The following is a 25,287-nucleotide window of genomic DNA, read 5'->3' as shown; positions in this document are numbered from 1 at the left end:
AGTTTATATGTAAAAAAAATTATTTAAATGATATTAATTACAGGTAGTACAGGATACATAGGATCACATCTTTGTTGTTATCTTAAAAAAAAGAAAATTAAATTTGTTGGAATAGATAATCTTTCATACTCATACAAATCAAATATCAATCAAAAAGATAATCATTTTTTTTTTGATATTTCTTCTAAGAAAAAAGTTTATCAATTAATTAAGGAATATAATATTGATACAGTAATACACGCTGCTGCTTTCTCTTATGTGCTTGAAGCTGAAAAAGAAAAAAAAAAATATTTTCTCAATAATGTCATTAAAACAAAGAAATTTATTGATACATGTAAAAAAGCAAAAATAAAAAAATTTATATTTTTTTCATCTTCTAATGTTTACAAGGAAAAAAAAGAAATAATTAAAATTAGTGAAAAAAATTCAATAAATCCAAAAAATTTTTATGGACAAAATAAACTTTTAATTGAGCAATATTTAAAAAAAACAAAATTTGATAGTTTGGTTATTTTACGGTTATTTAATATTATTGGAATATTCAATCCAAAATTTAAAATTTTTAATTTTAAAAAAAAAAATTATCAACGATTAATTTTCAAAATCATTCAAAATATTAAAAATAAAAAAATAACAAATATTAATTTTATAAAAATAAATAATAAAATAAAATTTCCTTCAAGAGATTTTATCAGCATACATTCCTTATCATTTATTATTTTTAAACTAATAATTATAATTGAATCAAACAAAAGAATTAATAAAATATTTAACATTGGATCAGGTATTAGCACAGATATTAATAAAATAACTTGTGAGATAAAAAAAAGATTTAAAAATAAAGTTAAATTTAAATACTTACCAATTTCTAAAAAAGAATTAAATTACACAAAAGCATGTATCAATAGTATATCTAGATACTTAAAGTATAAGCCAAAATTTAATTTAATTAGAACATTGAGAACACATTATGAGTGATTTAGAAAAATTTATTAAGGATTATACTACAAGATCCAGGCATCACACTAAACTGATAGATTTTATGTACCCTGAATTAAGTAAAATTAAACTAGCAAATATTTTGGAATTTGGTGTTAGTGACCAGGCAATGTCTACAGAACTTTTTTTAGAATACGCAAAGGTTTCTCACTGTAAATTATTTTCAGTTGATAACGTAGACTATCAAAATAAATTCAATGATTCAAATTGGAAGTTTGTATATTCTAGAGATGATAATTTTACATCTGTAAAAAAAAAAGTTCCAAATAAATTAGATTTAATACTTTTGGATACGCTTCATGAAGCAAATCATGTTAAAAAAATTATTTATAATTACTTTAATTTACTCGAAGTAAATCATTGTTTTTTTATAGACGACATAAATTGGATACCTTATTTAAGAAATTCTGAAAAAGATCGATTTTATGGTGAAATTAATAACTATGAAACATTTGAAAAGATTTTAGAAATTTATTATTCCAATCGAGATAACCTTATAATCGATTTCACTTTTCAAGGGACTGGGATGTGCAAAATAAAAAAAATAACTAACAGTGACTTAAGAGAGCCCAAAAAAATTAATACTCGAAGATTATCTATAAAAAATTTCCTAAGAAAAATCTTAAAAAGATAGAAGTTTTTTTACTCTCCAATTAAGATCAAATTTTTTAGCATAATTAAATGCATTATTTCTTATTGTGGTAGATTTTTTAAAATTTTTACTTACTAGTGAAATCTTTTTATACCATTCTTTTTCATCGTTAAATCTATTTACTAATAAACTATTTTCTTTATCTACCAGAACTTCTCTTAACACAGATAAATTTGATGAGATAATTAATTTACCTAATTTCATATAATCAAATAACTTTAATGGCGAAGTAAATTTAGAAATATCACCAACATTACCGGCAACAGTAATTTTTGATGTATAAGGTAAAATACAGACATCCATATTTTTTATTTCAATATTAACTTTGGAGTAAGGGATGTGTGGAGAAAAAAAATAAATTTTTATTTCTAGCCTTATGTTTAATCTTATCAATTTCCTTTTTTGTGCCCCCAAAAATATAATAATCATTTTTTTTATCTAGAACGGATAACTTTAGAATCATTTCAATCCCTCTAGAGTGAAATATTGATCCAAAATAACCAATATTAAGATTTTTTTTTTTACTATATGGATTAAATTGTGACTTTAATGATGAGGCATTATGCAAAACTTGAATTTTTTTTTCAATCACACCATAGTCCCTATACCTTTTTTTTAAAGATTGTGTTGTTGTTATAATTTTAATTAAAAAATTATAATTCAAAATTTTAAAATATTTTACCAATAATTGAACTATTCGACTTTCGATTTTAATATCATCATGAATTTCTAAAATATGTTTTTTACAAAGTAGACTTAAGATAAAAGACGTAAAAAAATTTCTTGTTAAAAATAGATCTTGCTTTTTATAATCTGATTTTATAATTGCAAATATTGAATATAGATAATAATTAATTCCTATTGGAAATGTTTTAAACGCTTTTAGTCTTACCAATTTATATTTATATTTTATTTTGTAGAATTTGTTAAAATTTTTTTTATCTCCAGTTTTAGGTAGAATTAATTTAACATTATGCTTTTGCTTTGAAATATATTCACAAAGCTTGGCTATTTGTAAACTGCTAGCATTTTTTGATGGTGAGGCTGAATTAGATATATAGCAGATATTCATTATCTAGGATCCTCAATGAATTTACTAAAAGTATTCTTTGACGGAAAATTATTTTTAAATTTAAGAATTGCCATTCTTCCACACGTGCCTATGAAAAAATATTTATTAAGTATTTTATAATAATTTCTTTTTTGAAAATCATCTAATAATATTATTGTTTTTGCTTTCATTAATTCCTTTTTAAATTTAGTTAAATTTAAACAACAGCTGACTCTAAATCTTCCATCTATTAATATGAGATCAGGTATTTTTTCTCTTAATATAAATGAGTTTATTTTTTCAACATATTTAACAATTTTTTTTCTTAAAAAAAAAATGGGATATGAATATTCTAAAGTTGGGCCAATGTTTGTAAATTTAACTTCATGTATTTTTCTTTTTTTAAAATCATTAAAAAAGCTTTTGTCGCATTCAATTGAGATAAAATTCTTAGAAAGCCTTTTTGCAAGCATAGATGAATTTCCCGATCCGTACTCGAAATAAAATTTTGATTTTTTTAATGATCTTATATAAAAATTATTTGCTTTAATACTTCCAAAGTTGATTTGATGAGATAAAGAATAAAAAAAATTCTTATTATTTCTACTAAAATACTTTATTAATATTTTACCTTTGTTTTTAAATAAATATTGAAAATTTTTTTTTATAACCTGAGATATTTTCATGATATACAAATTTGTAGTTAAATCATTCTTAGTATAAATAATTATATAATAATATTATTATTGTGTTAATAACCTAATTCTTAATGAAAAAAATAATTATTGCGGGGCCGGGAAATAGTGGAAGTGGTGCAATATTTGACTTTCTTAAAGACAGAGATGATGTTTTTTTACCATTTGAAAATCAAGAATTTAGACTTGTTAATGATCCAGACGGTATTAGAGATCTAGAACACAATTTATATTATAATTTTAGTATAAATGGTGCTAGCAATTCCATGTATGCTTTTAAAAAATTTTGTAAACACTTAGAGTCAAAAAAAAAAATCATTATCCATCAAAATTTCATCATCTATGTCAAGAATATCTCAAAAATATTACACACTTAGAATATAACGGTTTACCTAATTTTAGTAAGTCTAAAATAAATTTAATTGATACTTTTAGGTTCTATTTTAAAAAAATCATCTTAAACAAAAAAATAAGTGACATTGATGTTTTTAAATTAATCTTACCTGTAAATCATAATTTGTTTATTAATTATTCAACTAACTTTATTGACAAAATTATAAAATCAACTGATACATATTCTAATGATAAACTTGCACTGATAGATCAGTCAATTAATATTTATGAAGCTACTCAAAATTTGAAATTCTTTTCAAACTCAAAATGTATAATAACTCTAAGGGATCCAATTGGAACATATTATAGTATTTCTCAAAACCCAGCTTTTGCTTACGCAGGACTTACTATTGATAAATTTATAAGATGGTATGAATATATATATGAAAAAATATCAAATCTAGAAATTAATTCAAATAAATTTCTTATAATAAAATTTGATGATTTTTTATGTAAGCACAATCAAACAAAAAAAACTATTTTAAAATTTCTCTCACTTGATGAAAAATATAGCTCTTTTGATATTGAAAAAAGTATTCAAAAAAATTCAAATATCGATTCTAAATTAAGTTCTAATGACCTACATCAATTAAAAACTAAATTAAGTAAGTTTATTCAAAAATAATGAAAAAAGTAATTTATTTGAGTGATCTTTCATTACCAAATAAATCTGCTTATGCTGTTCATGTAATAAAAATGTGTGAAGCATTTGTCGCAAATGGTTTTAATGCTCAATTAATTGTAAATAATATAAATACTAATTTTTACTCAATAAAAAAAAAATATAATTTATACAAAAATTTTAAAATATTAGGTTTGCAACAATTTAAGGCAAATACTTTTTTCACAAGGTTTCAAAATGCATATAAAATTTTTTTTATTTTAAGAAAAAGTAAAGCTGATTTAATAATTTCTAGGAATATATTAGCAAGTCTACTTCTTTCATTTTTTAATATTAAAAATTTACTTGAAATACATACTGAGCTTAAAGGCTTTACAAAAATTATATTTTATTTTACCTACAAAATTATTAAAAAAGATAATCTAAAATTTATTTTTATTCACAATAAGTTAAATGATCACTTTAAAATTAATAAGAAAAATTACATAGTGCTTGATGATGCTGTAAAAATTGAAGATTTTTCTAAATTTAAAAAAAAAAGAAAAAACAATAAAAGAAAAAAATTTGTTTATACTGGTAGTTTTGTTAACGGCAAAGGTGTTGAAATTATAATTCGATTAGCAAACATTTTTAAAAATCATGATTTTATCTTATATGGAAATATTGATACAATGAGTTTAGATAATTACAACAAATGTAACTTTACTAAAAATGTATCTTTAAACGAATATACAGATTATAATAAAATTCCATTAATTTTATTTAATGCAGATTATTTATTAATGCCTTATGAAAAAAAAATTGGTGTACTCATTTCAAATTTAAATGTGTCAAAATATATATCACCACTGAAGATGTTTGAATACTTGGCTGCAAAAAAAATAATTTTTGCAACAAAACAACCTTCATATAATCATATATTAAAAGACAATTTTAATTCTATAATTCTTGAATTAAATGATTTACAAAATTGGAAAAAAAGAATATCCGATGTAATTAACAATCCTTTAAAATATAAGATGTTGAAAATTAATGCTTTTAATACTGCAAAGAAATATACTTGGAAAAAAAGATGTTTAATTATTGAAAATTTTTTTAATGAATGCAAAAAATAAAATTTTAATTACAAGGACATTTGGTTTTATCGGATTTCATGTGGCATCTTATTTCCTGAATAAAGACTACATTGTTTATGGTGTTGATAATCATAATAATTATTATGACATAAAACTTAAAATTAAAAGATGCAACCTACTCAAATAATATAAAAAATTTTCTTTATAAAGGATGACATTCAAAACAAGAGCTTCTCTTCTTTATTAGGAAAAATAAAACCAGATGTCATAATTCATTTAGCTGCACAAGCAGGAGTTAGATTTAGTTATAAAAACCCATTTAAATACATAGATTACAATATAACTGGTTTCCTTAATTTATTAGAAAGTATGAAAAAATATAAATTAAATAATTTAATTTATGCATCATCAAGTTCTATATATGGCAATGTCAGCAAAATTATATTTAAATTATCTAATGCTAATTTTCTTAAAAATAAAAAAAATTTAATACTAAATATTTAATCGGGTAAATCTATTTCTATAATAAAAATTATTAAACTTATTTCACAATCTATTAATATAAAACCTTTAGTAAAAAAACTTTTCTTCCAAAAAGGTGACATGCTTAAAACTCATGGAAATAATAAAAAATTAATTTTTTTAATTGGAAAATTTAACTTCACCGATATAACTAAAGGAATTAAAAAAACTTTAGTTTTTAAATCTTTTTAATTTTATATTTTGTGGGTGTTAATGATTTTATTACAAGTTTTTTATGCTGTTTTTGAAATAATTTTAAAGTATTATCTGTTTCTTTTTTTTGCACTACATTGTCGCTATATCCATCTAGACCTGCAAAAATAATATTCTGTCCACCTACACCTCCTGCTATAGCGATGCAAAGTGCATAGGAGAGGGCTAAAAAATTAGGAATAACGCAATAATTTTTATTTACTTCTATTTTGTCAGCTTTAACAACTGCCCCATAATCATAGCTTGTGTTAATTTTTTGTTTAGAAAAAATTTTTTTTGGTATCATGGAAAATGGTGCAATTATTCTAGCTTTTTTATTTTTTAAATTATTAAATTCTATAAAAATTCTTGATGGATTGCACATGGTGATAAAATCAATTCTTTTTATTCTGCTATTTTTTAATTCATTTAAAGAAAGAATGATTGGATTTTCTTTTTTAATAAATATGTTAATCTTTTTTGTATTTTTATATAATTCTTCCCCATTTGCTAGAATTAAAATTTTACGCTTTTTAAAATTACCTGGGAACCATTTACCTTTTGGTTTTCCTACATAAAATTTCGTTGAAAAATTTAATTTAGTTGGATTAAAAGATTTAGCATTTATATCTTTTAAAATATCAATTGCTAGAAGTATCTGATTATGGTCATATCGATTACCTTCTAACATTTTTTGTATATATGTTGGGTGTATCTTGTATTTAGCTGAGAGATAATAAAAATGATTTGTTCCCCAATTATATTTTTTTTTAAGTTCAAAAAAATGTTTTTCAATTAAATTTGAAATTTCATAAATAGAACTTCTATTTACTAGAGACAATATATTTTCTGTTTTTACGTTCCCTGGACCTCTGCCCATTCCTAATACAGTACTATCTATAAATGTAGCACCTTCTTTAATGGCTACTTTTGAGTTTTCAAGCGCCAGACTTTGATTGTCATGCGCATGTATACCAATTGGTTTTTTCCAATATTTTTTAATTAAGTTAATAATTTTTTTAGTTTGTACTAATTCTAATGAGCCTAAGCTATCCGCAAAATAAAAAACATCTACAAAACTTTTATCTATTTTCTTAAAAATATCTTTAATTTTTTTAAACTTGATTTCAGAAATTTGCATCAAATTTAATCCCACCATGTATTTCTTTTTTTTTTAAAATTTTAGCTATTAAAATTGTTTTATCTAGCTCCTCTAAGTGGAATGCTAATCTTACAAGTTTAATCCTGTCTTTTTTTTTATGATGAAATGCAGAGTTAATATTTTTAATAATTTCTTCATTATTCTCTCCAGTATCTGAAACATTTAGCATTACAGCTAATTTTAGGCTTTTTTTTATCTCAAAATTTTTTAATATTTTTTCTGAGATATAAGCAAAAGGACCTTTAGTCTTATTCTTTTCAAAAAAACAGAAACCTATTTCAACAAAATCTATTTTACTTTTAGCCATAACATTTAGATAATCTTGGACTAAATTATTATCAAATTTCCAAATATTATAATAACCACCGTCTCTTAGTGTACAATCTAGTAAGTTTATTTTATTCATAAGTTAAAATTTTATTATCTTTTATTTCTATTATCTGATCAACAAAATTTTTTATTTCTGTTGAGTGAGATACTATAATAATTATTTTATCATTTTTGAGCAATTTTATGTTTTCGTAAATTTTTTTTTCAGTTAATTGATCTAATGATGAAGTTGGTTCGTCGAATATCATCAATTGAGACTCATTGTATATTGATCTAGCAATACCCAACCTTTGTAACTGCCCTCCCGACAACCTTGAAGCATTTTCACCAATTTTTGTGTATGTTTTTTTGGGTAAATTATCGACAAAACTTTCAAGTTGAGCAAGTTTAATGGCTGAATTCAATAGATTTTCTGATATCTTTGTATCATCTTCCTCTAATGCTATGTTAGATCTTATACTACTATCTAAAAGATAAATTTTTTGAGGAACAAAAGAATAAAATCTATTTTTTATTTTTTGCAGGTCATATTTATCGTTTATTAAAATTTGACCACTTGTTGGGATCAATAATTTTAGTAAAAGATTCGTCAAAGTTGTTTTTCCTGATCCAGTTTCTCCAATGATGCAATAACATTTTCCAATTTCAAGTTTTAGATTTAACTTTTGAATAATTTCTTTTTTATTATTCAAATAATTAAATGAAACTTCTTTAAACTCAATTTTATTTAATTTAAATGAATTAACTAAAATTTCATTACCTTGATCTACGGAGGGTTTGAGTAGAATTTGATTAAATTCATTATGTAAAACTTCAATTGAAATTTTGTTTGATCTTATAGTTTGCAATTGACCTAAAATTTTAGAAAAAGTAGGTAACAATTTTAACCCAGCAGCCATAAAAGCAACAATTGTGGGCAGCATAGAATTGAGAGTACTTTCTGAAAATCTTATATAAATTATAACAACTGATATCAAGAATATAAAAGATACTTCAAATGTAGACTTTGGATACATTCTAATAATATTTGTTTTAATTGATGAATAAATATTTTTTCTTAAATTTTTTATATGTTGGTCAACAAATTTTTCCTCTTTTTCATAAGTTTTAATTTCTTTTACGCTTCCAATAGTTTCCATTAGATTTTGCAAGACTTTCCTGGCAGTTTCCATTCTTTCTTTTGACCATTTTTTTAAATTAGTTTTAGATAAAAAATATAAAATAAAAGAAATCGTGAAAAAAAACACAAAGATTATAGATGTATAAAAAAAGTTTAGTCTCAATAACAAAAGTATTAATACTAAAGATAGAATTACGTCTACAATTAATCCTAAATAAGCAACAAGATAATGAGAAAAATTTTGACATTCATTTTCAATATTTTTTATATGTATTGACGAATTTATATTTAAATACTGTTCATAAGGCATTTTTAAGTAATATTTTAATAATTTACCCGAAAGGTCTAAATGAATCTTTCCAGAAAATTTCATTTGCCAATGGCTCAAGTATATTATTAATAAATTTTTTGAAATAAAAATAAAAATTAATATTCCAATTAATGGTAAAAAAATTTTATCATTGGAAAAAAATTCAAAAATAAAAAATGAAGAATTATTATTTGTTATGAATGAAATTATTGGAATTAATATTGTAATTCCTAATAGTTCTAAAAAAATTAATAGCAGACTGAATGATGAAAAATAAATTAATGGTTTTGTTTTTTGTTTTCCTATTAAATTTAGTACCTTTTTAAAATCTTTAAACATTTATAAAGTATATCCATCATCAATGACTATATCCTGGCCAGTAATTTTTGATGATTCATCAGATATTAAAAATTTTACTACTCCAGAAAGGTCATTTTTACTTAACATACTTTTATTTGCTGTGTATTTTTTATATTTCTTTATAAATTTAGGATTTTGATAATCAAAAACGCCTCCAGGACTTACGCAATTAATTCGAATTTTTTTATTTAAATATTCTTTAGCCAGAAATTTACTCATAGTAATAATTGAGTTTTTGGCTATTGTATATTGCATTGGCATAGACATTTTTGTTCCCTCATAAACCTCAAATCTTGGAATATAAGAACCGTAAATAGACCCAAAATTGACTATTACACCTCCCTCTTTTTTTTTAAAATAATTAATAAAAATTTTATTAATATTATAATACGCCTTAAGATGGTTATTTAAATCTTTTGAAAACTGCTCATATGAAAGTGTTAAAGAATTTTTTTTTTGCTTAATATCTACTTTTGGATATACGGATATAATTACAGCATGTATAGATCTATTCTTTTTTATTATTAAATCAATTTTTTTTTTTGCCTCTTCATAATTATTTACATCTACAATAAAATCTGTTTTTTTATTGGCAATTTTATCTAAACCTATAACTTTATATTTTTTTGACAGCTCTAGACTTAAAGTATTTCCAATTAGACCAGATGAACCAAGAATTATAATTTTTTTTTTCACCTTAATTAAATTTTCTCAATATTGGCTTTACAATATGTTCTTTAAGATATTTTTTAAGATCGGCGTTCATTATTTTTTTATCCCGTAAGTCTTTTGAAGGTTGAATGTTTGATTTCTCCCTTTAAAGGAAATTTTCCATTTTTTAAACAAGTTTGAATTTTACTAAACACATTATCTACTTCTTTTAAATATTTATTAATAATCTTATCATTATAAGCAAAGCTTGTAGCAACTTGAGCACCCGCCAAAAAGCCTTTTTTCAGCATCTCTTGAGTAAAATAAGTTAAAATTTCAAGGCTGTTTGGATAATCAAATTTTAAATATGGAATTGAGTCTTGCCCGCTTATAGAAATTTTAACTTTATTTTTTTTTGAAATTTTAATCCATCCTTTTTTAATTTTATTTCCATAGTTTGATATTAATCTATTAATGTTAAGTTGCTTTAATTTCTTAAGAGTAACTTTTGCTGCAATAAATCCTAATCTATCCGTCCACATTGTAGAACTAATGAATGTTTCTTGAGCAACTTGCATTATATCTTTTTTACCAATAATTGCAGAAATTGGATATCCGTTTCCAATAGATTTTCCAAAAATAGCCATGTCAGGAGTTACTTTTAGTTTTAAGTGTAAACCACCATAATTATCTTTAAAACCTGAGGTAATTTCATCAAAAATTAGTATGGCTTTATTTTTTTTTGCTATTGATTTTACTTGTCTCAAAAAATTATGACTAGGTTTCACCCCTCTCATCGGTTCCATTATAATAATTCCTATATTATTATTATTATTTTTAAAAAGTTTCTTAAATGAAGCAATATCATTATATAGAAAAGGTTTAATTGAATTTTTAAATGAATTTGAAACTCCTTTAGCTTTTAATCCAGGGAGTAACTGATTATCTAAATTTTTTGAACCATTCATATTTGTTGCTAAATACCAATCATGCCACCCATGATAACCGCAGAAAGCAATATTATTTTTATTTGTATATGCTCTGGCAATTCTTATTGCCACCATACAGGCTTCACCACCGGATTTACAAAATTTTGCCATTCCTGACCATTTATGAATATTTAATAACTCTTCTGCTAATTCTACTTCTTCAACAGCATTTAGAGTGCACATCGATCCGCTTTTAAGTCCTTTTATTAATGCCCTATTAATATATTCATTTGAATAACCTAAAACACAAGAAGTAACGCCCATTCCTGCAAAATCATAATAAACTTTATTGTTTAAGTCCCAAACTTTACAACCTTTAGCTTTTTTATAATATGTTGGCCACAATCCTGGTAGAAACATCTCACTTCTTTTAGATAGCAGTTGATTGCCTCCTGGAATAATTTTTTTAGCTTTTTTTAAAAGTTCTTGTCCTTTATTCATCTTTTTAAACCCTTAAGTTTTTTCAAATTTCTTACATAAAAATTTGCTAAATTAAAATCATCAATATCATCAATTTCTAAAGATTTCCATTTATCTACCTTGTAAGCTTGGGTTTTTTCATGATAAAAAGTTTTCTTTTTAAGTAATACCGAAGTTTTTGAAATATAAATTGAACCCTCTAAATAATAAAGTGGTTTTACATCCTGTCTTCTCACATATAATTTTTTCTGATTTTTTAAATATGGAATCAATATATTTTTTTTATTTAATGAGTATAAAAATGAAGGATGTTGATTGATTATGCTGGTAACGCTTACCATTGATACAATTTTATTTTTTATCACTTTTTTAATACATGAATTGATATCTTTATAATTTCTTAGTGGGGAAGTAGGTTCTAATAATAAAACATAATCAAAAGAAATTTCTTTTTTTTTATAAAAATTAACAGCATGCTCTAAAACACTAAAGGTGCTAGATTTATCTGTTGCAAGCTTTTTTGGTCTTATAAATGGAATTTTTGCACCAAATTTTTTAGCTATATTTGAAATTTGAATAGAGTCGGTGCTCACTATTATTTCGTCAATTAATCTACATTTTTTTGCAGTTAAGATTGACCATGCAATTAAAGGTATATTTCCCAACTTCTTTATATTCTTATTTTTTAGTCCCTTGCTATTTTTTCTGGCTGGAATTACACAAAGAATCTTTGGCTTATTAATCATTATTAATCATTTTTTGCACTTTATTAAATTTTTTGTGGTCACCAATATCAATTAAAGTTTCATGGATTTTAAAAAAACCAATTTTTCTTTTTTGAATTTTATTAATAAAGGTATCCATGTCACAATATTTATTTTTTGGGATATATTTTAGTAAGCTTGGATTTATCACATATATTCCAGAGTTTACATCAAAATTAAAAATGGGTTTTTCTGTTATTATTTTTTTTTTAATTTTCTTGTAATTTATAACTCCATATGGAATTTGTACGGAATAATTGTTAACACAAATCGTCATTTCGTTTTTTTGACTATTATGATAGCTTATCAAGTTTTCAAATTTTAAGGATGTGTATATATCTCCATTAATTAATAAAATAGGTTCTTTAATTTTATTTTTTAATAATGACAACGATCCAATGGTCCCTAAAGGTTTTTTTTCAATAAGATATTTAATTTTTAGCTGTAAACGTTTCCCATCATCAAAAAAATTAATTATTTTATTTTTAAGATAATTTACTGAAATATTTATATTCACAAAATTAGATGATTTTAATGAATAAATTATAGTCTCCAAAAGAGGCCTACCACCTACCTGTAACATTGGCTTGGGGTAATTATTTGTCAAGGGTAACAATCTTTTCCCCATTCCTCCTGCCATTATCACCACTTCATTTTTTAATAAAATTTCTTCAAAAAAATCTTTTTTTAAATATAAACCTATAAATAAATTCTTTCTATCAAGTACAGGGATATATAGTAAGGAGTCATCTTTCATATATTTCTTTTTTACTACATGGTTCAATGTGTCTTCAAAACAATAAGTAAAATTCTTATTATAAAATTGATTTATAGGTTTTAAAAAATCTGAAGATTTTAAGATAGCTCTTCTTAAGTCACCATCTGTCATAACACCCAAAAGTTTTTTTGATTTATTTACAATTAAACATATCTTATGTTCTGAATTATTTAGACACTTGATTGCATGCATTATAGTGGCATCATCACTTAATATATTTTTTCTTAACTTGTTTATATAAATCATTTTTTTATTATATAATTGCCAATCACAAGGGCATCTAACCCACAAGAAAAGAAAGTCCTTATTGCATCTTTTGGAGAACAAACTATTGGCTCTCCATTTAAATTAAATGAGGTATTCAATAAGACGGGTACATTAGTGATTTTATTAAAATTAGATATTAATTCATAAAATTTTAAATTTGATTTTTTTGTCACAGTTTGAACTCTAGCTGTACCATCAACATGTGTAACTGCAGGAATTATTTTTTTCCAATTTTTTCGCACTTTAACTGCTTTTTCCATAAAATAAATTTTTTCATTCTTTTTTAAATCAAAAATTTTATGTGCATAATCACCTAAAACTGATGGAGCGAATGGTCTAAAACCTTCTCTAAATTTTATAGCTCTATTAACTATATCTTTCATTTTTTCATCGCGTGGATCAGCAAGGATTGCTCTGTTACCTAATGATCTATGTGAAAACTCCATTCGTCCCTGAAACCAACCTATTAATTTACCATTAGCTAGCATTTCTGCTGTAATTTCAGAAACATTGTTTTTTGCATTAATAAAATTTAGATTTGATTTAATGAGTTCTTTTTTTATTTCTAAATCAGTAAACTCAGGCCCAAAATAATTTTCTTTTTCATGATAAATTTTTCTAGTTGCTTTTTTATTAAATTTAAAATTCGCTAAATATGTTGCTCCAATCGAGACTCCTAAGTCATCCGGGTAAGCTGGTATATAATTATTTTTATAAATTTTACTTTTATTTAGCAGGCCATTAAAAACACAATTCATTGCCGCACCTCCAGCTAACACGATGTTATTATTTTTAGGGCCTGTTTTTTTCAATTTTACTAATAAATGAAAAACTATTTTTTCAAAAGATCTTTGCATAGCCGCTGCAATTTGATTGTGTCTTTTTGTTATTTTGCTTTCTTTTTTACGTGGTTCACCGAATAATTTAGTAAATTTAGTTGTAAAAAAAAATTTTCTTCTATCAAAAGTATAAAAATCAAAATAACTAAGATCTAATTCAAATCCATCTTTTGTTAAATTGAATAATTTATTTACTTTATCGTCATAAATATTTTTTTTCGTTTCATATGATGCTAATGCCATAACCTTCCATTCATCTGAATCTGGTTTAAATCCTAGAAAATTTGTAAATGAGCCATAGTATAAACCCACTGAATGAGGATACTTTACAGAGCCATGTTTCGTTATTTTTTTTTCATTACCAGTTCCTAAAAAGCATGTATCAATTTCTCCATGACCATCAATAGTCAATATATCTGTTTTTTTAAATGGAGATGTAAAAAAAGCTGACGCTGCATGACATTCGTGATGATTCAAATAAACTATTTTTTGATTCTTGAAACTAATTATAATTTCTTCAGCAGGTTCCGAATTTAACATTCTCATTATGTTTATCGGGATGTTTGAAAGCATCTCACCTCTCCATCTCAGATCATTCGTCCACCTTGATGAGGCATCATTTATATTATGTGATGGATTCCATGGAACTACAATTAAATCTATATTGTCTAATTTTAAATTTGCTTTTTTTAAACACCAATCTATTGCTTTAAAAGGAAAAGCAGTACTCATTTTAATTCTATTAAATCTTTCCTCAGGAGAGGCGGCCACTATTTTTCCATCTATCATTAGTGCTGCTGATGAAATGTGTGTATAGGGATAAATTGAAAGAATTTTCATAATTAAATTTTTTGATCTATTTTATAGTTTTTCTTTGACTTTTTTCCTATTAAATTAAAATACTTAGATGGATTTATACCACCTGCAGGTCTTTTAATGCCTAAATTTACGTTCGAAAAAAGCTGACCTTGTTTAATATTTTTTTTTTGCAACGATACTTTTTCGTGCTATGAGCATATTTTTAATCTCACATTTTTGTAGCACTTTTTTTCCATTGCCCATCATAGTTTCTAATTTTCTAATTTGTTTAACCATTTTTTTAAATTCAATTGGGTTTAATGACGCTTTATGATCAGGTCCTTTTAATTTCTTATTTAAAGTAATATGTTTTTCTATAACCTTAGCACCTAGTGATGCTGCTATTATAGGCGCTAAAATGCCTGCTGTATGATCCGAATAACCTACATTTAACTGAAATTCTTTCTCCAAAGTTTTAATAGCATTGAGATTTGCAAATTTATCATCTACTGGGTAATCAGTGACACAATGAAGTAAACAAAGTCTTTTTTTTAAAAATAATAATTTTTTTTTATCATTAATTATAATCCTACTTTTTTTAACTTTAAATACTTTTTTTTTAGCTATAAAGTTTAAAGTGTGTGCAATTTCTTCTAAATTAGACATACCAGTCGAAATAAATATATATTCTTTTTTAAGATTAATATTACTCAACATAAGAAAATTATTTATTTCACCTGATGGTATTTTAATTTCTTTGCATTTAAGATTTTTGGTTAAAAATAGATAATTTTCTTCATCAAAAGGGGAGGATAAAAAATTTATCTTATTTTTATTTGCAAAAGTTTTTAAAATAAAATAATCATTTTTTTTTAATTCTAAAGGTTTAAGTAGGTCTATTTGTCTTTGTTTTTTTTTTTGTATTTTTAATTTGATAAGGTGCCATTTTTGCATTCTCTGTAACTAAATTATTTGCTTTCCAATTTTGAAATTTTACATAATCTGCTCCACAATTTTTTGCAATCTTAATCATTTTTTTGGCAATTTTAACTTTTCCATTATGGTTTACTCCTACTTCTGCAATAACTATAACTTTATTATGTTGCTTAATCATCAAAGTATTTAAAATCTGGTTTTACTTTTTTACTTAAAAATTTAATTTTATTTGCTATTTTTATGATAGCATTTTTTTTAAAATTTAAATTCTTTACAAAAACTTTTTTTCTAATTTTCTTTAATTTTTTAATTTCATTAATAATAGCGTTTCTATTTAATTTACAGGAAAAAATATTTGATGAGAGCTCACGTCCAGATTGCCTGTTTCCTATATTAATAACTGGAATACCAAAAGATGGGGCCTCTATTATTGCGCTAGAAGAATTTCCCAATACTGCATTTGCATGCTTCATAAGATTCAAATAATTTGTATTTCCAAGAGAACTAAAAAAAATAGAGTTATCATTTTTTTTTACAAATTTTTTCATTTCCTGATTAAACATTTTTCCATTCGGGTCACCATTACTTCCTGTAAAAACTAAAAATAAATTTTTTAAATTTTTAAGCGATTCTAATAAGGTTCTAATTTGAGATGGGTAACTTTTATAATTATTAGTTTCAGGATGAAATGTGATCAAAATTATTTTTTTTTTTGTATTAATACCTAATTTAAGAAAAAGTTCTTTTTTACTCAAGTATGTTATATTTTTTACATTTTCAGCACCGATTGATCCGTAATTAAATATTTTTTTTTTATTTTCTCCTAAATGAATTACTCTATCTTTATATTTTATGTTTGTTGTGAAGTGATAATGGCTAAGTTTTGTAATGACATGTCTTATTGTATCATCAAAGGATCCTATGGTTTTTTCCCCTCCATGCAAATGACAAATTTTAACATTTTGAAAAAAAGAAGTTATTGCAAATGACAAGACTTCATATCTGTCACCTAGTATTACTGCTAAATCAGGTTTTATTCTAATGATTATTTTTTTATATCTATTCAATGATTCTGATAAAAATTTAACAATATCGACATTATTATAATCAATCTTTGCTTTGCAGCTATATATCTTCTTAAATAATTTCCTGTTTATCTGTCTTAAAGTTTTACCTAAAGTTTTTTCTAAATGGTGCGGTCCTACTACTAAATAAATATCTACTTCTTTATATATTTGAGAAATAATTGGCTCTAAAAGTCCATAATCTGCTCTGCTGCCTGTATAAAAAATAATTTTTTTTTTAGGCATTGTTTTTTTAAACGTTATATTTGTTATTTTTATAATGTTTTAAATTTTGAGGATTTTTAAACCATTCTATAGTTTTTTCTAAACCTTTATAAAATCCTGCTTTCTTAACAAACTTAGGTTTCCATTTTAAGATTTTTTTAGCTTTTGTGTTTTTTGATAATAATCTATCAACTTCACTTTTTTTTGGTCTTATTCTTTTTTTATCTAACTCTACTGTTATGTTGGTACCAATAATTTTTGCTATCATTTTAACTGTTTCTTTAATTGTAAAATGCGATCCAGTTCCAAGGTTTATGACTTGCCCGACACATTTTTTGTTATTAATGGTTTTTAAAAATCCACTTACTGTATCTTGTGCCAGAGTAAAGTCTCTTGATGAGTCTAAATTACCTAATTTAATTTTTTTTTGCCCATTTAAAATTTGTGCAATAATTGTTGGAATTGCAGCTCGTTGTGACTGTCTTGGACCGTATGTATTAAAGGGTCTAATAATTGTTACAGGTAAGGCAAAACTTTTATAATAAGATAAGGCTAGCTGATCTGCAGCTACCTTACTTGCTGCATAAGGTGACTGTGCATTTAATGGGTGTTTTTCGTCGATTGGTATATATTGAGCTGATCCATAAACTTCACTAGTGGATGTAATTACTACTTTCTTACAATTGTTTACTCTAGCTGCTTCTAAAACATTTAGCGTGCCGATAACGTTAGTTGAAATATATGTTCTTGGCGACTTGTAGGAATATGGAATTGAGATAAGTGCTGCTAAGTGAAATATTACATCACATTTTTTTGTTTCTTTTAAAATTAGATCTTGATCAACCACATCACCTATTACAACTTTTAATTTATTCTTTATTTTTGTAGGAAATGTATCTATCCAACCCCAAGTATTATCAATATTATAAGGCACTAATGCTTTTACGTGATAACCTTTTGAAACCAAACTTTCAACTAAGTGTGATCCTATAAAACCAGATGCACCTGTTACAAAAACTTTTTTCATTATTTTAAATAGTTGTTTTTTAGCTTAGCCATCTTTTGTATAAAATAATCACCATCACAATTAAATTCATTAAACTTCTTTAATTCAATTAAATAATTTTGGATTATATTTATTCTTTTTAATAATTTGCTGTTGTTATAAATAGTATTATTTTTTAATATTTCAATTTTTATATTAAAATTTTTATAAAATCTATTAATTTGCAACGTCCTATGATTATTAGGGGTATTAGAGCAAAGTACACCTAGGTCTAATTGATATACATTCTTATAAATATTGCTATTTAATAGATCAATAAAAGGTTTTTTTTTATTTTGATGAAAAAAATATTTAAAATTTGAAAGATGGTCAATTAATATAATTCTAAAAATAAGACGTAAAAAATAAGTTCTTTCATGAGACTCCATTTTTAAAAAGTTATGATTATTAAATAATTCGAAGAGATTATTTGTATTGATGGAATTTAGGTTGGTTAATCTTTTTAAGGATAGACTAATTAAATTTCTTGTATATTTGTTATGAGATAGTTGTAATACCTTAAATGCAGATATTACATCTTCTAAATCACCCGTTCCAACAAATACTAGTTTTGTTTTCAAAAAAAACATTGAAGTTCTTGGATGTTTAAAAAAATTATATAAGGAAGAGAGAGTGGGAAAAAAATATTTAATATATTTAATAAAATTTATTCCTTTTATTTTTTTTAAAGTTCTTTTTTTTGATATTGAAAAGTCACTTAGTGATAATGAATTAAATTTAGAATTAAATTTTTCCCTATCTAGATAAATTAATTTTACTTGATTAAATTTATTTTTTAATAAACCAATCGTTAAATTATGCTTAAAATAATCAAAACTATTATTCCACAGTACTATAAAAATAGTTTTGTTTAAGTTATTAAATTTTGTATTAAGGAAGTTTTTTAAATTATTTACATCAACAAAAATTTCACATGAATTATTTTTTAATATTGTTTTTTCACTTAAAAATTCTATTTCATCTGATTTAAATAAATAATCAGCTAAAAAACAATAATTCAAAATTTTATTTTGTGGAGAATATATTGTAATTTTTTTTTTTAAAAAATTTTTATTCACAGTTTTTTAATTTAAGTTAGTTGATAAATGCTATTGTTAAATTTTTTTTAAATACTTTTTTTCTTAGGAAAGTGCCAGTTTTATTTTGCATTTTTTAATTTGAGCCGCCATTTTTCATTTTTTTTATTTCAAAGACTCCAGGATAAATCTCTCTGCACTTTATATTTGAAATACCCAATTCTTTTGAAAAATCATTTAACTTATTTTTCACTTCACTTAATGTTATGCCTGGATTTTTTTGATTATAAATTTTAGCTGTAATACTTTTAGTGCTTATAAAAAGATTTCTAATTTTTTGTAAAATCAGAAAAAATGTAAAGTAAATTTTATTATCAAATCTATCTTTTACATTTTGTTTTTTTTTATTTTTTGTAAACTTTGTAATTTCATCACAAACTAATTCTGCATTATAAAAGTTATTATTCTTGAAAAAAAAACTAGCTTTATCATTCACAAAATCTTTTGAAGATTTTATTTCTAAATTCTTAATTTTTAAATCTAAATCTTCATAATTAATTGGATTATTAATTTCGTTACAAAATAGATCAAATATTTTTGTTTCATAAACTTCTCCTTTATTAAAAACAAGATTTAGAGCCATTTTTCCTAACAAGCTTGCTTCAATTGTAGCAGTACAATAATATCCAAAAACTCTATCAGCTGCCATTATCCAAGAATTTGTGTTGATGTGGTCATAAATAACATTTTCTTTTAAATCTTCATTGAGATTATTTGTCCATGTTGATAAGTTTTCTGCAGGATGTGGTCTGATTATCATTTTATTCATCTTTTTAGAGTTTGAATTAAAGAAATTAATTGTAGACATCATGTTCTTCTTTTGCAATTCAAACATGTTTGAAAATAATTTTTTTCTTTTTTCATGCTCAATTAGATTGTCACCCCAAGACTTTATACCTGTCAGATAATTCGTTCCAGGTTCAGTTAATGCGTTGTATTTATGAAATGCAGAAATATATAAATCAAATTTTCCATATTTCTTATTTATGTTTTTTGCAGCTTCTAAGTACACATTTTTAATTGGTTTTTTTAACAAATCAAATCTTGAGTTGCCGCAAAGAATTATCTTGTCATCAATATTTGAATAATTATTTCTTAAAGGATTTGCCTGCTCGTCTCCCCATGCAAGAAACTTATCAACTGTTTTAATTGTTTTTTCTGGTACCCGATGCAAAACTTCATCAGAAGAAATGTTAAATAAACCCTCTTCATCAGAAGAAAAAATATAAAAACCATATTTTCTTAAGTATTGAGCAAGTTTTTCTGGTCTTTCCCTGGAACTTTTGAATATAAATACTCCAGGTATTAAATATTTAATTTTTTCTAAAAGTTTATTTTTTTTTCCTATAACTACCGAGAACCCCTTATTTGCTGAAATTATTCCAAATAAAATTCTGGCGTCAAGCTCTCTTTTTTTTGTTTCTATTTCATAATATATTCTCATAAATTTTTTGAATTAAGATATTTGATAAATTTCTTCATTTAGTTCTTTAAATTTAACATTTTTTTTTTTTTGCTTAAAATGAAGATTGTTTAACTTATTTATAATTTTAGGAATTTCACTTAAATTTGTATTATTCATTTTTTTTTCTTTATATTCTTTACTCAATAAGATATTTGCAGGTAATTCACAAAAAAAATTAATAAATTGATAAATATAGAAGTTTGAAATTATTTTTTTAAGTATTCTTTTTAAAAAATTTACAAATTCTGTATTTCTTGATTTTTTGGAAATATCAAATTTTTTAATATCAAATTCTAATATAGATTTTTTATTTTTAATTTTATTAAAAAAAATATTTCCAATTTTATCAGAGCTAAGTTGTTTTAGATTATTTGTAAGATATTTTTGAGAAATATTATTTCTATCTAATTTATAGACTTTTTTATAATTAATGCTTTTAGCAAGAAAACTTATAAGAGATTTAGAGTTTTGAAAATTATAACCTAAATTATTATATATTGGATTATGTTTATGTTCAGTCTCATTAGTTAGCACAAGTCTTAAAATTTTCTTATTTAAGAGTGCTGCATCTATTGATGTTGTGCAATGAGAGTGAATATAATACTCACAATTTTTAATCCATGTTACTGCATCTTTTTCATAAATTACATGAAGATTTTTTGGAATATCTTTCAGTCTTTTTTTAACTTGATCAATATCTTGAGATGGGTGTGGCCTAAAAATAATCTTTTTTTTTTGGAAAAGCATATGCAACTTTTTTAATTGTATTCATAAAAAGAATATAATTTTTAAAATCATTTTTTTGAAAATATAAAAATTTATCATACAGCTTTATATTTTTTTTATCTGTAAGATAAATTTTTTTACTAAATAACAGAAATTTCTCATATCCTCCTATTGTATCAAATCCATAACTAGAGGAAAAATAAATATAATTTCCAAAATTTTTTTTAATATTCTTATCAAAATTTGAATATAAATTGATATTAGGTTTTTTTAATAGGTCATATTTCGGATGACCCACAATAAATAATTTTTTTTGCTGTTTTTTTTTAAAATATTTTTTTTCATATTCACTAATTAGAAAATTTCCACTAAGATTTTTGTATAATTTATCAGGATTTCTGCCCAGAAATGTAAATTTATCCCAATTGTAAACTGGACCTTCTTCATCTAGTGAATATAAAAAATTTTTTTTCATTAAATTTTCATGAAAGTCTATTTTAGTATACGACAAGCTTTTATCAAATATAATGCAATTTTCTAACTTCTTAATTTTTTTAAATATTGATCTAGAATTAAATAAATAAATCTTTGCTTTATATTTTTTTGCTAAATGAAAAGCTAAAAATGTTTTTGAATAAATCTCTCTTACTCCGATTTCTAATGGAATTAATATTATCATTAATATTTTATAAAATTAATTTTTAAAAATAAAAATTTTAGAAAAACTAAAACTAAATTATAATAACCAGCAGGTTTAGAAAATTTTTTTGAGTAATTAAGTTGATCTTTTTCTTTCCAAAAATTAACATTATTGTCAACTATTGACCAGACATCATTATATTTTTTATCATGAGTTAAGTTGTATGTAATGGTAAGCATGTCTCTGTAATTACCTCTTGATGGTATATTTGCTCTATGAAGTAATTCAGAAGTATCTACCAGTAAAGTATCTCCAGGTTTTCCTAAAAAAAAAAATTCATTTGAAATATTATTACCCTTAAATTGTTGAATTTTAAAATTAAATCTATTTTCTAATTTGTTTTCCTTAACGAATTTTCGGCTATCTTTAATTTTAAAGAAACTAAATGGACCATTATCTTTTTCTACATTGCTAAGGTAAATAAATTGTTTTATTTGTGTACATATATATTTATCCTCATGGTAGTTTTCTGAATACACATTTTTAAATTCTAAATTTTTTTTTTCAAAAAAATAATTTCTTTTAATTTCAATGTTACTGATTGCAAAATTAAAATTATAAACTTGTCTTAAATTGTCTAGGTCATTTTTTAAATTTTCATTTATTAATTCACGAAAAATTTTATTTAATTTATCATCAACTTTAAAATTAAAACTAGCATTCTTATTTTCAATATTTTGATTTTTAATTTCGTTGTTAATTTTATTGATAGCCTTTTCATTTATTCTATTTAATCTAATGAAGCCCTCTTTAGGCAAATTTTTAAAACTACAACCTCTATTAGTAAATAGTAACTTAAAAATTTTGTTAAACAAAAAATATCTAAATAAATTTTGAGTTCCAAATATATTTCTTCTGAAAAAAATATTAATTTTTTCTTGCATTTTTAATTTTATTTATGACTTTTTTTAAATCATCTTTTGTATCTACAGAAATTGATCCATCACTTAATTTTATCATTTTTATTTTAAGTCCTAATTCTAAAAATCTTAAAATCTCTATATCTTCAATTTGTTCTAAATGTGTTTTTTTTTTATTTTGCAAAAAAATTGATAAAGTTTTTCTTGGAAAGCCATAAACGCACACTTGCCTATATCCATTAGAAAATGTTTTTTTTTTGTTTAATGGAATTGGAGCTCTACTCATGTACATCAACTCTTTTTTTTTATTAAATACTAATTTTGGAATATTAGCATTTAAAAAAAATTTTTTATTTTTTATTTTTGTATAACCATTTGTAATAAAATTTTTAAACTTAATCGTTTCTTTAATAATTTTTCTAATATCCTTAGGAGGTATAATTGGCTCATCTCCTTGAACGTTTATATAATAATCTCTTTTTATTTTTGTTGAGACTTGAGCTATTCTGTCTGTTCCAGTTAAACAATTTTGTGATGTAATGATCGAATTAATTTCATAGTTATCACATACTTTTTTAATCTTTCTACTATCAGTTGCTACAACTATATTTTTCTGATCAGTAACTTTTTTGCATTGATTATAAGTTCTTACTATCATCGGAAGACCATCGATTAACTTTAAAGGTTTTCCTGGTAATCTTTTTGATTTTAATCTTGCTGGAATAACTATTAAAAAATTTTTTTTCTTCATCTTTTTTATTCAAAAGTTTTGATTAATTATAGTATTGAAGTATACATTTTTTTGTAATGAATAAAATCATACAAAAAATTAGAATAATTCCAAAGCTTGAAATTAAGAATAATCATTTAATTAAAGGGGTTAAATTTGAAGGTCTTCGAAAAATTGGAGATCCTGTGCTGTTTGCAAAAAAATATTATGACGAAGGCGCTGACCAGATAAACATTATAGATATAGTTGCAAGTTTATATGACCGGGATAACTTATTTGAAATTGTAGACAAAATCACCAATAATATTTTTATACCAATAAATGTTGGTGGTGGAATAAAGAATATTGAAGATATTAAGAAATTACTGAATGTTGGCGCTGATAGAATAATTATTAACTCGGAGGCTTTAAGAAATATCAACTTCATTAAAGAGCTAAAAAATATTTTTGGAGACCAATTTATTTCAATTTCAATTGAAGCAAAAAAAATTAATAATAATTATTATTGTATGATGGACCATGGTAGGGAAAATTCAAATATTAAACTTAAAGACTGGATAATAGAATTAAACAAACTAAATGTTGGTGAAGTAATTGTGAATTCAATAGATAACGATGGAATGGAAAATGGATTTGAAGATGATCTAATTAGTGAAGTTCATGATAAAATAAATTGCCCAATAGTTATTTCGGGTGGTGCAAGCAAAGTTGAAGATTTTTATGAAGCTATTAAGAATTATAAAATCGATGGTTTATGTCTGTCAAGTGCTTTACATTTTGGAAAAATTAAAATTAACGAAATCAAAAAATATTTATTAGAAAAAGAAATAACAGTAAACTTTAAATGAAAATTGGAATTTTAAACTTAGAAATTAACAATATCAAAAGTATTTATTCTGCCTTAAGTAATTTAGGTGAGACTTATCTAATAAACGATATCAATCAATATAAATCAAATACTTCGTTGATAGTTCTTCCAGGAAATGGAAAGTTTGAGGAAGGCATGAAAAGCTTAAAATTGAAAAAATTTGATACTTTAATTAAAGATTCTTTTTTAAATAATAAAAAAATTTTAGGTATATGCCTTGGTATGCAACTAATGATGAGTGATAGCGAAGAGTCCCCTGGTTGTGAGGGTCTTAACTTGATACATGGATCTGTAAAATTAGTATCAAGCAAAATTGTAAAAGTTCCTTTACTTGGGTGGTATGATGTAAAATTTAAAGATTGTAATTTTAATGACAATACTTTTTTTTTTAATAACAAATATATGGTTGCCCCTAAAGATAAAAATGCTATTCTAGGATATGTTGGTAATTATTTACCTGCATTTATAAATAAAAAAAATATATATAGTTTACAATTTCATCCAGAAAAAAGCTCTGAACAAGGTATGAACATCCTAGAATTAATATTAAAAGTATAGTATTAATTTTTTTTTTAGAATTA

Annotated in this window: 30 protein-coding genes; 8 read left to right on the top strand and 22 right to left on the bottom strand. The window is 23.6% G+C overall.

Going from position 1 to position 25,287, the window contains the following annotated elements; genetic code table 11:
* Positions 1-27 precede the first annotated feature (27 nt).
* Positions 28-978: an NAD-dependent epimerase/dehydratase family protein gene (locus ABXT52_RS00820; RefSeq protein WP_415272018.1), complete on the top strand. Its 951-nt coding sequence runs from the start codon at positions 28-30 to the stop codon at positions 976-978.
* A complete protein-coding gene (locus ABXT52_RS00815; protein ID WP_415272017.1) occupies positions 971-1,633 on the top strand; it encodes a hypothetical protein in 663 nt (220 codons plus the stop codon). Before ABXT52_RS00820 ends, ABXT52_RS00815 begins: the two co-directional genes overlap by 8 nt.
* On the opposite strand, the gene ABXT52_RS00810 is transcribed toward ABXT52_RS00815, so the two are convergent.
* The 3 genes from ABXT52_RS00810 to ABXT52_RS00800 are packed head-to-tail and all read right to left on the bottom strand — an operon-like array spanning position 1,622 to position 3,388.
* The gene (locus ABXT52_RS00810; RefSeq protein WP_415272016.1) at positions 1,622-2,080 is read right to left on the bottom strand and encodes a glycosyltransferase; all 459 of its coding nucleotides are present in this window, start codon (positions 2,078-2,080) and stop codon (positions 1,622-1,624) included. The two genes, ABXT52_RS00815 and ABXT52_RS00810, sit on opposite strands and share 12 nt — an antisense overlap.
* Positions 1,971-2,723 carry a glycosyltransferase gene (locus tag ABXT52_RS00805; RefSeq protein ID WP_415272015.1) on the bottom strand — a complete coding sequence of 251 codons (753 nt, stop codon included), beginning with the start codon at positions 2,721-2,723 and terminating at the stop codon, positions 1,971-1,973. Before ABXT52_RS00805 ends, ABXT52_RS00810 begins: the two co-directional genes overlap by 110 nt.
* The gene (locus ABXT52_RS00800; protein ID WP_415272014.1) at positions 2,723-3,388 is read right to left on the bottom strand and encodes a hypothetical protein; all 666 of its coding nucleotides are present in this window, start codon (positions 3,386-3,388) and stop codon (positions 2,723-2,725) included. The genes ABXT52_RS00805 and ABXT52_RS00800 overlap by 1 nt, the downstream gene beginning before the upstream one ends.
* Positions 3,389-3,471: 83 nt before the next feature.
* Here ABXT52_RS00800 and ABXT52_RS00795 point away from each other — a divergent pair, with 83 nt between their 5' ends.
* The 4 genes from ABXT52_RS00795 (at position 3,472) to ABXT52_RS00780 (ending at position 5,992) form a co-directional block, all read left to right on the top strand.
* Positions 3,472-3,774 carry a hypothetical protein gene (locus ABXT52_RS00795; RefSeq protein WP_415272013.1) on the top strand — a complete coding sequence of 101 codons (303 nt, stop codon included), beginning with the start codon at positions 3,472-3,474 and terminating at the stop codon, positions 3,772-3,774.
* A 140-nt stretch (positions 3,775-3,914) separates the two neighbouring features.
* Positions 3,915-4,415: a hypothetical protein gene (locus ABXT52_RS00790; RefSeq protein WP_415272012.1), complete on the top strand. Its 501-nt coding sequence runs from the start codon at positions 3,915-3,917 to the stop codon at positions 4,413-4,415.
* The gene (locus ABXT52_RS00785) at positions 4,415-5,527 is read left to right on the top strand and encodes a glycosyltransferase (RefSeq protein ID WP_415272011.1); all 1,113 of its coding nucleotides are present in this window, start codon (positions 4,415-4,417) and stop codon (positions 5,525-5,527) included. Before ABXT52_RS00790 ends, ABXT52_RS00785 begins: the two co-directional genes overlap by 1 nt.
* Positions 5,528-5,683: 156 nt before the next feature.
* Positions 5,684-5,992: a GDP-mannose 4,6-dehydratase gene (locus ABXT52_RS00780; protein WP_415272504.1), complete on the top strand. Its 309-nt coding sequence runs from the start codon at positions 5,684-5,686 to the stop codon at positions 5,990-5,992.
* A 196-nt stretch (positions 5,993-6,188) separates the two neighbouring features.
* On the opposite strand, the gene ABXT52_RS00775 is transcribed toward ABXT52_RS00780, so the two are convergent.
* The 19 genes from ABXT52_RS00775 to ABXT52_RS00685 form a co-directional block, all read right to left on the bottom strand.
* Positions 6,189-7,343 carry a hypothetical protein gene (locus ABXT52_RS00775; protein WP_415272010.1) on the bottom strand — a complete coding sequence of 385 codons (1,155 nt, stop codon included), beginning with the start codon at positions 7,341-7,343 and terminating at the stop codon, positions 6,189-6,191.
* On the bottom strand, positions 7,330-7,770 hold the full coding sequence (locus tag ABXT52_RS00770) for a hypothetical protein (protein ID WP_415272009.1): 441 nt from the start codon (positions 7,768-7,770) through the stop codon (positions 7,330-7,332). The genes ABXT52_RS00775 and ABXT52_RS00770 overlap by 14 nt, the downstream gene beginning before the upstream one ends.
* A complete protein-coding gene (locus ABXT52_RS00765; protein WP_415272008.1) occupies positions 7,763-9,463 on the bottom strand; it encodes an ATP-binding cassette domain-containing protein in 1,701 nt (566 codons plus the stop codon). Before ABXT52_RS00765 ends, ABXT52_RS00770 begins: the two co-directional genes overlap by 8 nt.
* The gene (locus ABXT52_RS00760; protein ID WP_415272007.1) at positions 9,464-10,180 is read right to left on the bottom strand and encodes an SDR family oxidoreductase; all 717 of its coding nucleotides are present in this window, start codon (positions 10,178-10,180) and stop codon (positions 9,464-9,466) included. It lies immediately after the preceding gene.
* Between the two features lie 77 nt (positions 10,181-10,257).
* On the bottom strand, positions 10,258-11,565 hold the full coding sequence (locus ABXT52_RS00755; RefSeq protein ID WP_415272006.1) for an aminotransferase class III-fold pyridoxal phosphate-dependent enzyme: 1,308 nt from the start codon (positions 11,563-11,565) through the stop codon (positions 10,258-10,260).
* Positions 11,562-12,290, bottom strand: a complete 729-nt coding sequence (locus tag ABXT52_RS00750) for a cytidylyltransferase domain-containing protein (protein ID WP_415272005.1) — start codon at positions 12,288-12,290, stop codon at positions 11,562-11,564. Before ABXT52_RS00750 ends, ABXT52_RS00755 begins: the two co-directional genes overlap by 4 nt.
* Positions 12,283-13,332, bottom strand: coding sequence for a sugar phosphate nucleotidyltransferase (locus ABXT52_RS00745; protein ID WP_415272004.1), 1,050 nt, complete (start codon positions 13,330-13,332; stop codon positions 12,283-12,285). The genes ABXT52_RS00750 and ABXT52_RS00745 overlap by 8 nt, the downstream gene beginning before the upstream one ends.
* Positions 13,329-15,032 carry a carbamoyltransferase gene (locus tag ABXT52_RS00740; RefSeq protein WP_415272003.1) on the bottom strand — a complete coding sequence of 568 codons (1,704 nt, stop codon included), beginning with the start codon at positions 15,030-15,032 and terminating at the stop codon, positions 13,329-13,331. Before ABXT52_RS00740 ends, ABXT52_RS00745 begins: the two co-directional genes overlap by 4 nt.
* A 2-nt stretch (positions 15,033-15,034) precedes the next feature.
* The gene (locus tag ABXT52_RS00735; protein WP_415272002.1) at positions 15,035-15,184 is read right to left on the bottom strand and encodes a hypothetical protein; all 150 of its coding nucleotides are present in this window, start codon (positions 15,182-15,184) and stop codon (positions 15,035-15,037) included.
* Positions 15,165-15,944, bottom strand: coding sequence for an N-acetylneuraminate synthase family protein (locus tag ABXT52_RS00730; RefSeq protein WP_415272001.1), 780 nt, complete (start codon positions 15,942-15,944; stop codon positions 15,165-15,167). Before ABXT52_RS00730 ends, ABXT52_RS00735 begins: the two co-directional genes overlap by 20 nt.
* A complete protein-coding gene (locus ABXT52_RS00725; RefSeq protein ID WP_415272000.1) occupies positions 15,877-16,104 on the bottom strand; it encodes an N-acetylneuraminate synthase family protein in 228 nt (75 codons plus the stop codon). The genes ABXT52_RS00730 and ABXT52_RS00725 overlap by 68 nt, the downstream gene beginning before the upstream one ends.
* Positions 16,097-17,236 (bottom strand): UDP-N-acetylglucosamine 2-epimerase, encoded by a 1,140-nt coding sequence (gene neuC / locus ABXT52_RS00720; protein WP_415271999.1) that lies wholly within the window; start codon positions 17,234-17,236, stop codon positions 16,097-16,099. The genes ABXT52_RS00725 and neuC overlap by 8 nt, the downstream gene beginning before the upstream one ends.
* Positions 17,237-17,243: 7 nt before the next feature.
* On the bottom strand, positions 17,244-18,242 hold the full coding sequence (locus ABXT52_RS00715; protein WP_415271998.1) for a GDP-mannose 4,6-dehydratase: 999 nt from the start codon (positions 18,240-18,242) through the stop codon (positions 17,244-17,246).
* Complete coding sequence (locus ABXT52_RS00710) at positions 18,242-19,339, bottom strand: hypothetical protein (RefSeq protein WP_415271997.1); 1,098 nt, start codon at positions 19,337-19,339, stop codon at positions 18,242-18,244. The genes ABXT52_RS00715 and ABXT52_RS00710 overlap by 1 nt, the downstream gene beginning before the upstream one ends.
* A gap of 94 nt (positions 19,340-19,433) precedes the next feature.
* On the bottom strand, positions 19,434-20,801 hold the full coding sequence (locus ABXT52_RS00705) for a surface carbohydrate biosynthesis protein (protein WP_415271996.1): 1,368 nt from the start codon (positions 20,799-20,801) through the stop codon (positions 19,434-19,436).
* Between the two features lie 12 nt (positions 20,802-20,813).
* Complete coding sequence (locus ABXT52_RS00700; protein ID WP_415271995.1) at positions 20,814-21,569, bottom strand: hypothetical protein; 756 nt, start codon at positions 21,567-21,569, stop codon at positions 20,814-20,816.
* On the bottom strand, positions 21,538-22,227 hold the full coding sequence (locus ABXT52_RS00695; RefSeq protein WP_415271994.1) for a hypothetical protein: 690 nt from the start codon (positions 22,225-22,227) through the stop codon (positions 21,538-21,540). The genes ABXT52_RS00700 and ABXT52_RS00695 overlap by 32 nt, the downstream gene beginning before the upstream one ends.
* The gene (locus tag ABXT52_RS00690; protein ID WP_415271993.1) at positions 22,227-23,132 is read right to left on the bottom strand and encodes a hypothetical protein; all 906 of its coding nucleotides are present in this window, start codon (positions 23,130-23,132) and stop codon (positions 22,227-22,229) included. Before ABXT52_RS00690 ends, ABXT52_RS00695 begins: the two co-directional genes overlap by 1 nt.
* Positions 23,116-23,859: a 3-deoxy-manno-octulosonate cytidylyltransferase gene (locus ABXT52_RS00685; RefSeq protein ID WP_415271992.1), complete on the bottom strand. Its 744-nt coding sequence runs from the start codon at positions 23,857-23,859 to the stop codon at positions 23,116-23,118. The genes ABXT52_RS00690 and ABXT52_RS00685 overlap by 17 nt, the downstream gene beginning before the upstream one ends.
* A gap of 56 nt (positions 23,860-23,915) precedes the next feature.
* Here ABXT52_RS00685 and hisF point away from each other — a divergent pair, with 56 nt between their 5' ends.
* Entirely contained in the window at positions 23,916-24,686 is a 771-nt protein-coding gene (gene hisF / locus ABXT52_RS00680) for an imidazole glycerol phosphate synthase subunit HisF (protein ID WP_415271991.1), read from the top strand.
* Positions 24,683-25,264: an imidazole glycerol phosphate synthase subunit HisH gene (gene hisH / locus ABXT52_RS00675; RefSeq protein WP_415271990.1), complete on the top strand. Its 582-nt coding sequence runs from the start codon at positions 24,683-24,685 to the stop codon at positions 25,262-25,264. The genes hisF and hisH overlap by 4 nt, the downstream gene beginning before the upstream one ends.
* Positions 25,265-25,287: the final 23 nt, after the last annotated feature.

The organism is Candidatus Pelagibacter sp. Uisw_121, assembly GCF_047722545.1.
In the GTDB taxonomy this organism is placed as follows: domain Bacteria; phylum Pseudomonadota; class Alphaproteobacteria; order Pelagibacterales; family Pelagibacteraceae; genus Pelagibacter.
Note: the sequence above shows the minus strand (reverse complement) of the source record. Positions and strands in the feature narration are given on the sequence as shown.

Coding starts and splice junctions, on each gene's coding strand:
- ABXT52_RS00820 (WP_415272018.1), top strand. CDS start 28: ATGATATTAATTACAGGTAGTACAGGATACATAGGATCACATCTTTGT.
- ABXT52_RS00815 (WP_415272017.1), top strand. CDS start 971: ATGAGTGATTTAGAAAAATTTATTAAGGATTATACTACAAGATCCAGG.
- ABXT52_RS00810 (WP_415272016.1), bottom strand. CDS start 2,080: ATGATTATTATATTTTTGGGGGCACAAAAAAGGAAATTGATAAGATTA.
- ABXT52_RS00805 (WP_415272015.1), bottom strand. CDS start 2,723: ATGAATATCTGCTATATATCTAATTCAGCCTCACCATCAAAAAATGCT.
- ABXT52_RS00800 (WP_415272014.1), bottom strand. CDS start 3,388: ATGAAAATATCTCAGGTTATAAAAAAAAATTTTCAATATTTATTTAAA.
- ABXT52_RS00795 (WP_415272013.1), top strand. CDS start 3,472: ATGAAAAAAATAATTATTGCGGGGCCGGGAAATAGTGGAAGTGGTGCA.
- ABXT52_RS00785 (WP_415272011.1), top strand. CDS start 4,415: ATGAAAAAAGTAATTTATTTGAGTGATCTTTCATTACCAAATAAATCT.
- ABXT52_RS00775 (WP_415272010.1), bottom strand. CDS start 7,343: ATGCAAATTTCTGAAATCAAGTTTAAAAAAATTAAAGATATTTTTAAG.
- ABXT52_RS00770 (WP_415272009.1), bottom strand. CDS start 7,770: ATGAATAAAATAAACTTACTAGATTGTACACTAAGAGACGGTGGTTAT.
- ABXT52_RS00765 (WP_415272008.1), bottom strand. CDS start 9,463: ATGTTTAAAGATTTTAAAAAGGTACTAAATTTAATAGGAAAACAAAAA.
- ABXT52_RS00755 (WP_415272006.1), bottom strand. CDS start 11,565: ATGAATAAAGGACAAGAACTTTTAAAAAAAGCTAAAAAAATTATTCCA.
- ABXT52_RS00750 (WP_415272005.1), bottom strand. CDS start 12,290: ATGATTAATAAGCCAAAGATTCTTTGTGTAATTCCAGCCAGAAAAAAT.
- ABXT52_RS00745 (WP_415272004.1), bottom strand. CDS start 13,332: ATGATTTATATAAACAAGTTAAGAAAAAATATATTAAGTGATGATGCC.
- ABXT52_RS00740 (WP_415272003.1), bottom strand. CDS start 15,032: ATGAAAATTCTTTCAATTTATCCCTATACACACATTTCATCAGCAGCA.
- ABXT52_RS00730 (WP_415272001.1), bottom strand. CDS start 15,944: ATGCAAAAATGGCACCTTATCAAATTAAAAATACAAAAAAAAAAACAA.
- ABXT52_RS00725 (WP_415272000.1), bottom strand. CDS start 16,104: ATGATTAAGCAACATAATAAAGTTATAGTTATTGCAGAAGTAGGAGTA.
- neuC (WP_415271999.1), bottom strand. CDS start 17,236: ATGCCTAAAAAAAAAATTATTTTTTATACAGGCAGCAGAGCAGATTAT.
- ABXT52_RS00715 (WP_415271998.1), bottom strand. CDS start 18,242: ATGAAAAAAGTTTTTGTAACAGGTGCATCTGGTTTTATAGGATCACAC.
- ABXT52_RS00705 (WP_415271996.1), bottom strand. CDS start 20,801: ATGAGAATATATTATGAAATAGAAACAAAAAAAAGAGAGCTTGACGCC.
- ABXT52_RS00700 (WP_415271995.1), bottom strand. CDS start 21,569: ATGCTTTTCCAAAAAAAAAAGATTATTTTTAGGCCACACCCATCTCAA.
- ABXT52_RS00695 (WP_415271994.1), bottom strand. CDS start 22,227: ATGATAATATTAATTCCATTAGAAATCGGAGTAAGAGAGATTTATTCA.
- ABXT52_RS00690 (WP_415271993.1), bottom strand. CDS start 23,132: ATGCAAGAAAAAATTAATATTTTTTTCAGAAGAAATATATTTGGAACT.
- ABXT52_RS00685 (WP_415271992.1), bottom strand. CDS start 23,859: ATGAAGAAAAAAAATTTTTTAATAGTTATTCCAGCAAGATTAAAATCA.
- hisF (WP_415271991.1), top strand. CDS start 23,916: ATGAATAAAATCATACAAAAAATTAGAATAATTCCAAAGCTTGAAATT.
- hisH (WP_415271990.1), top strand. CDS start 24,683: ATGAAAATTGGAATTTTAAACTTAGAAATTAACAATATCAAAAGTATT.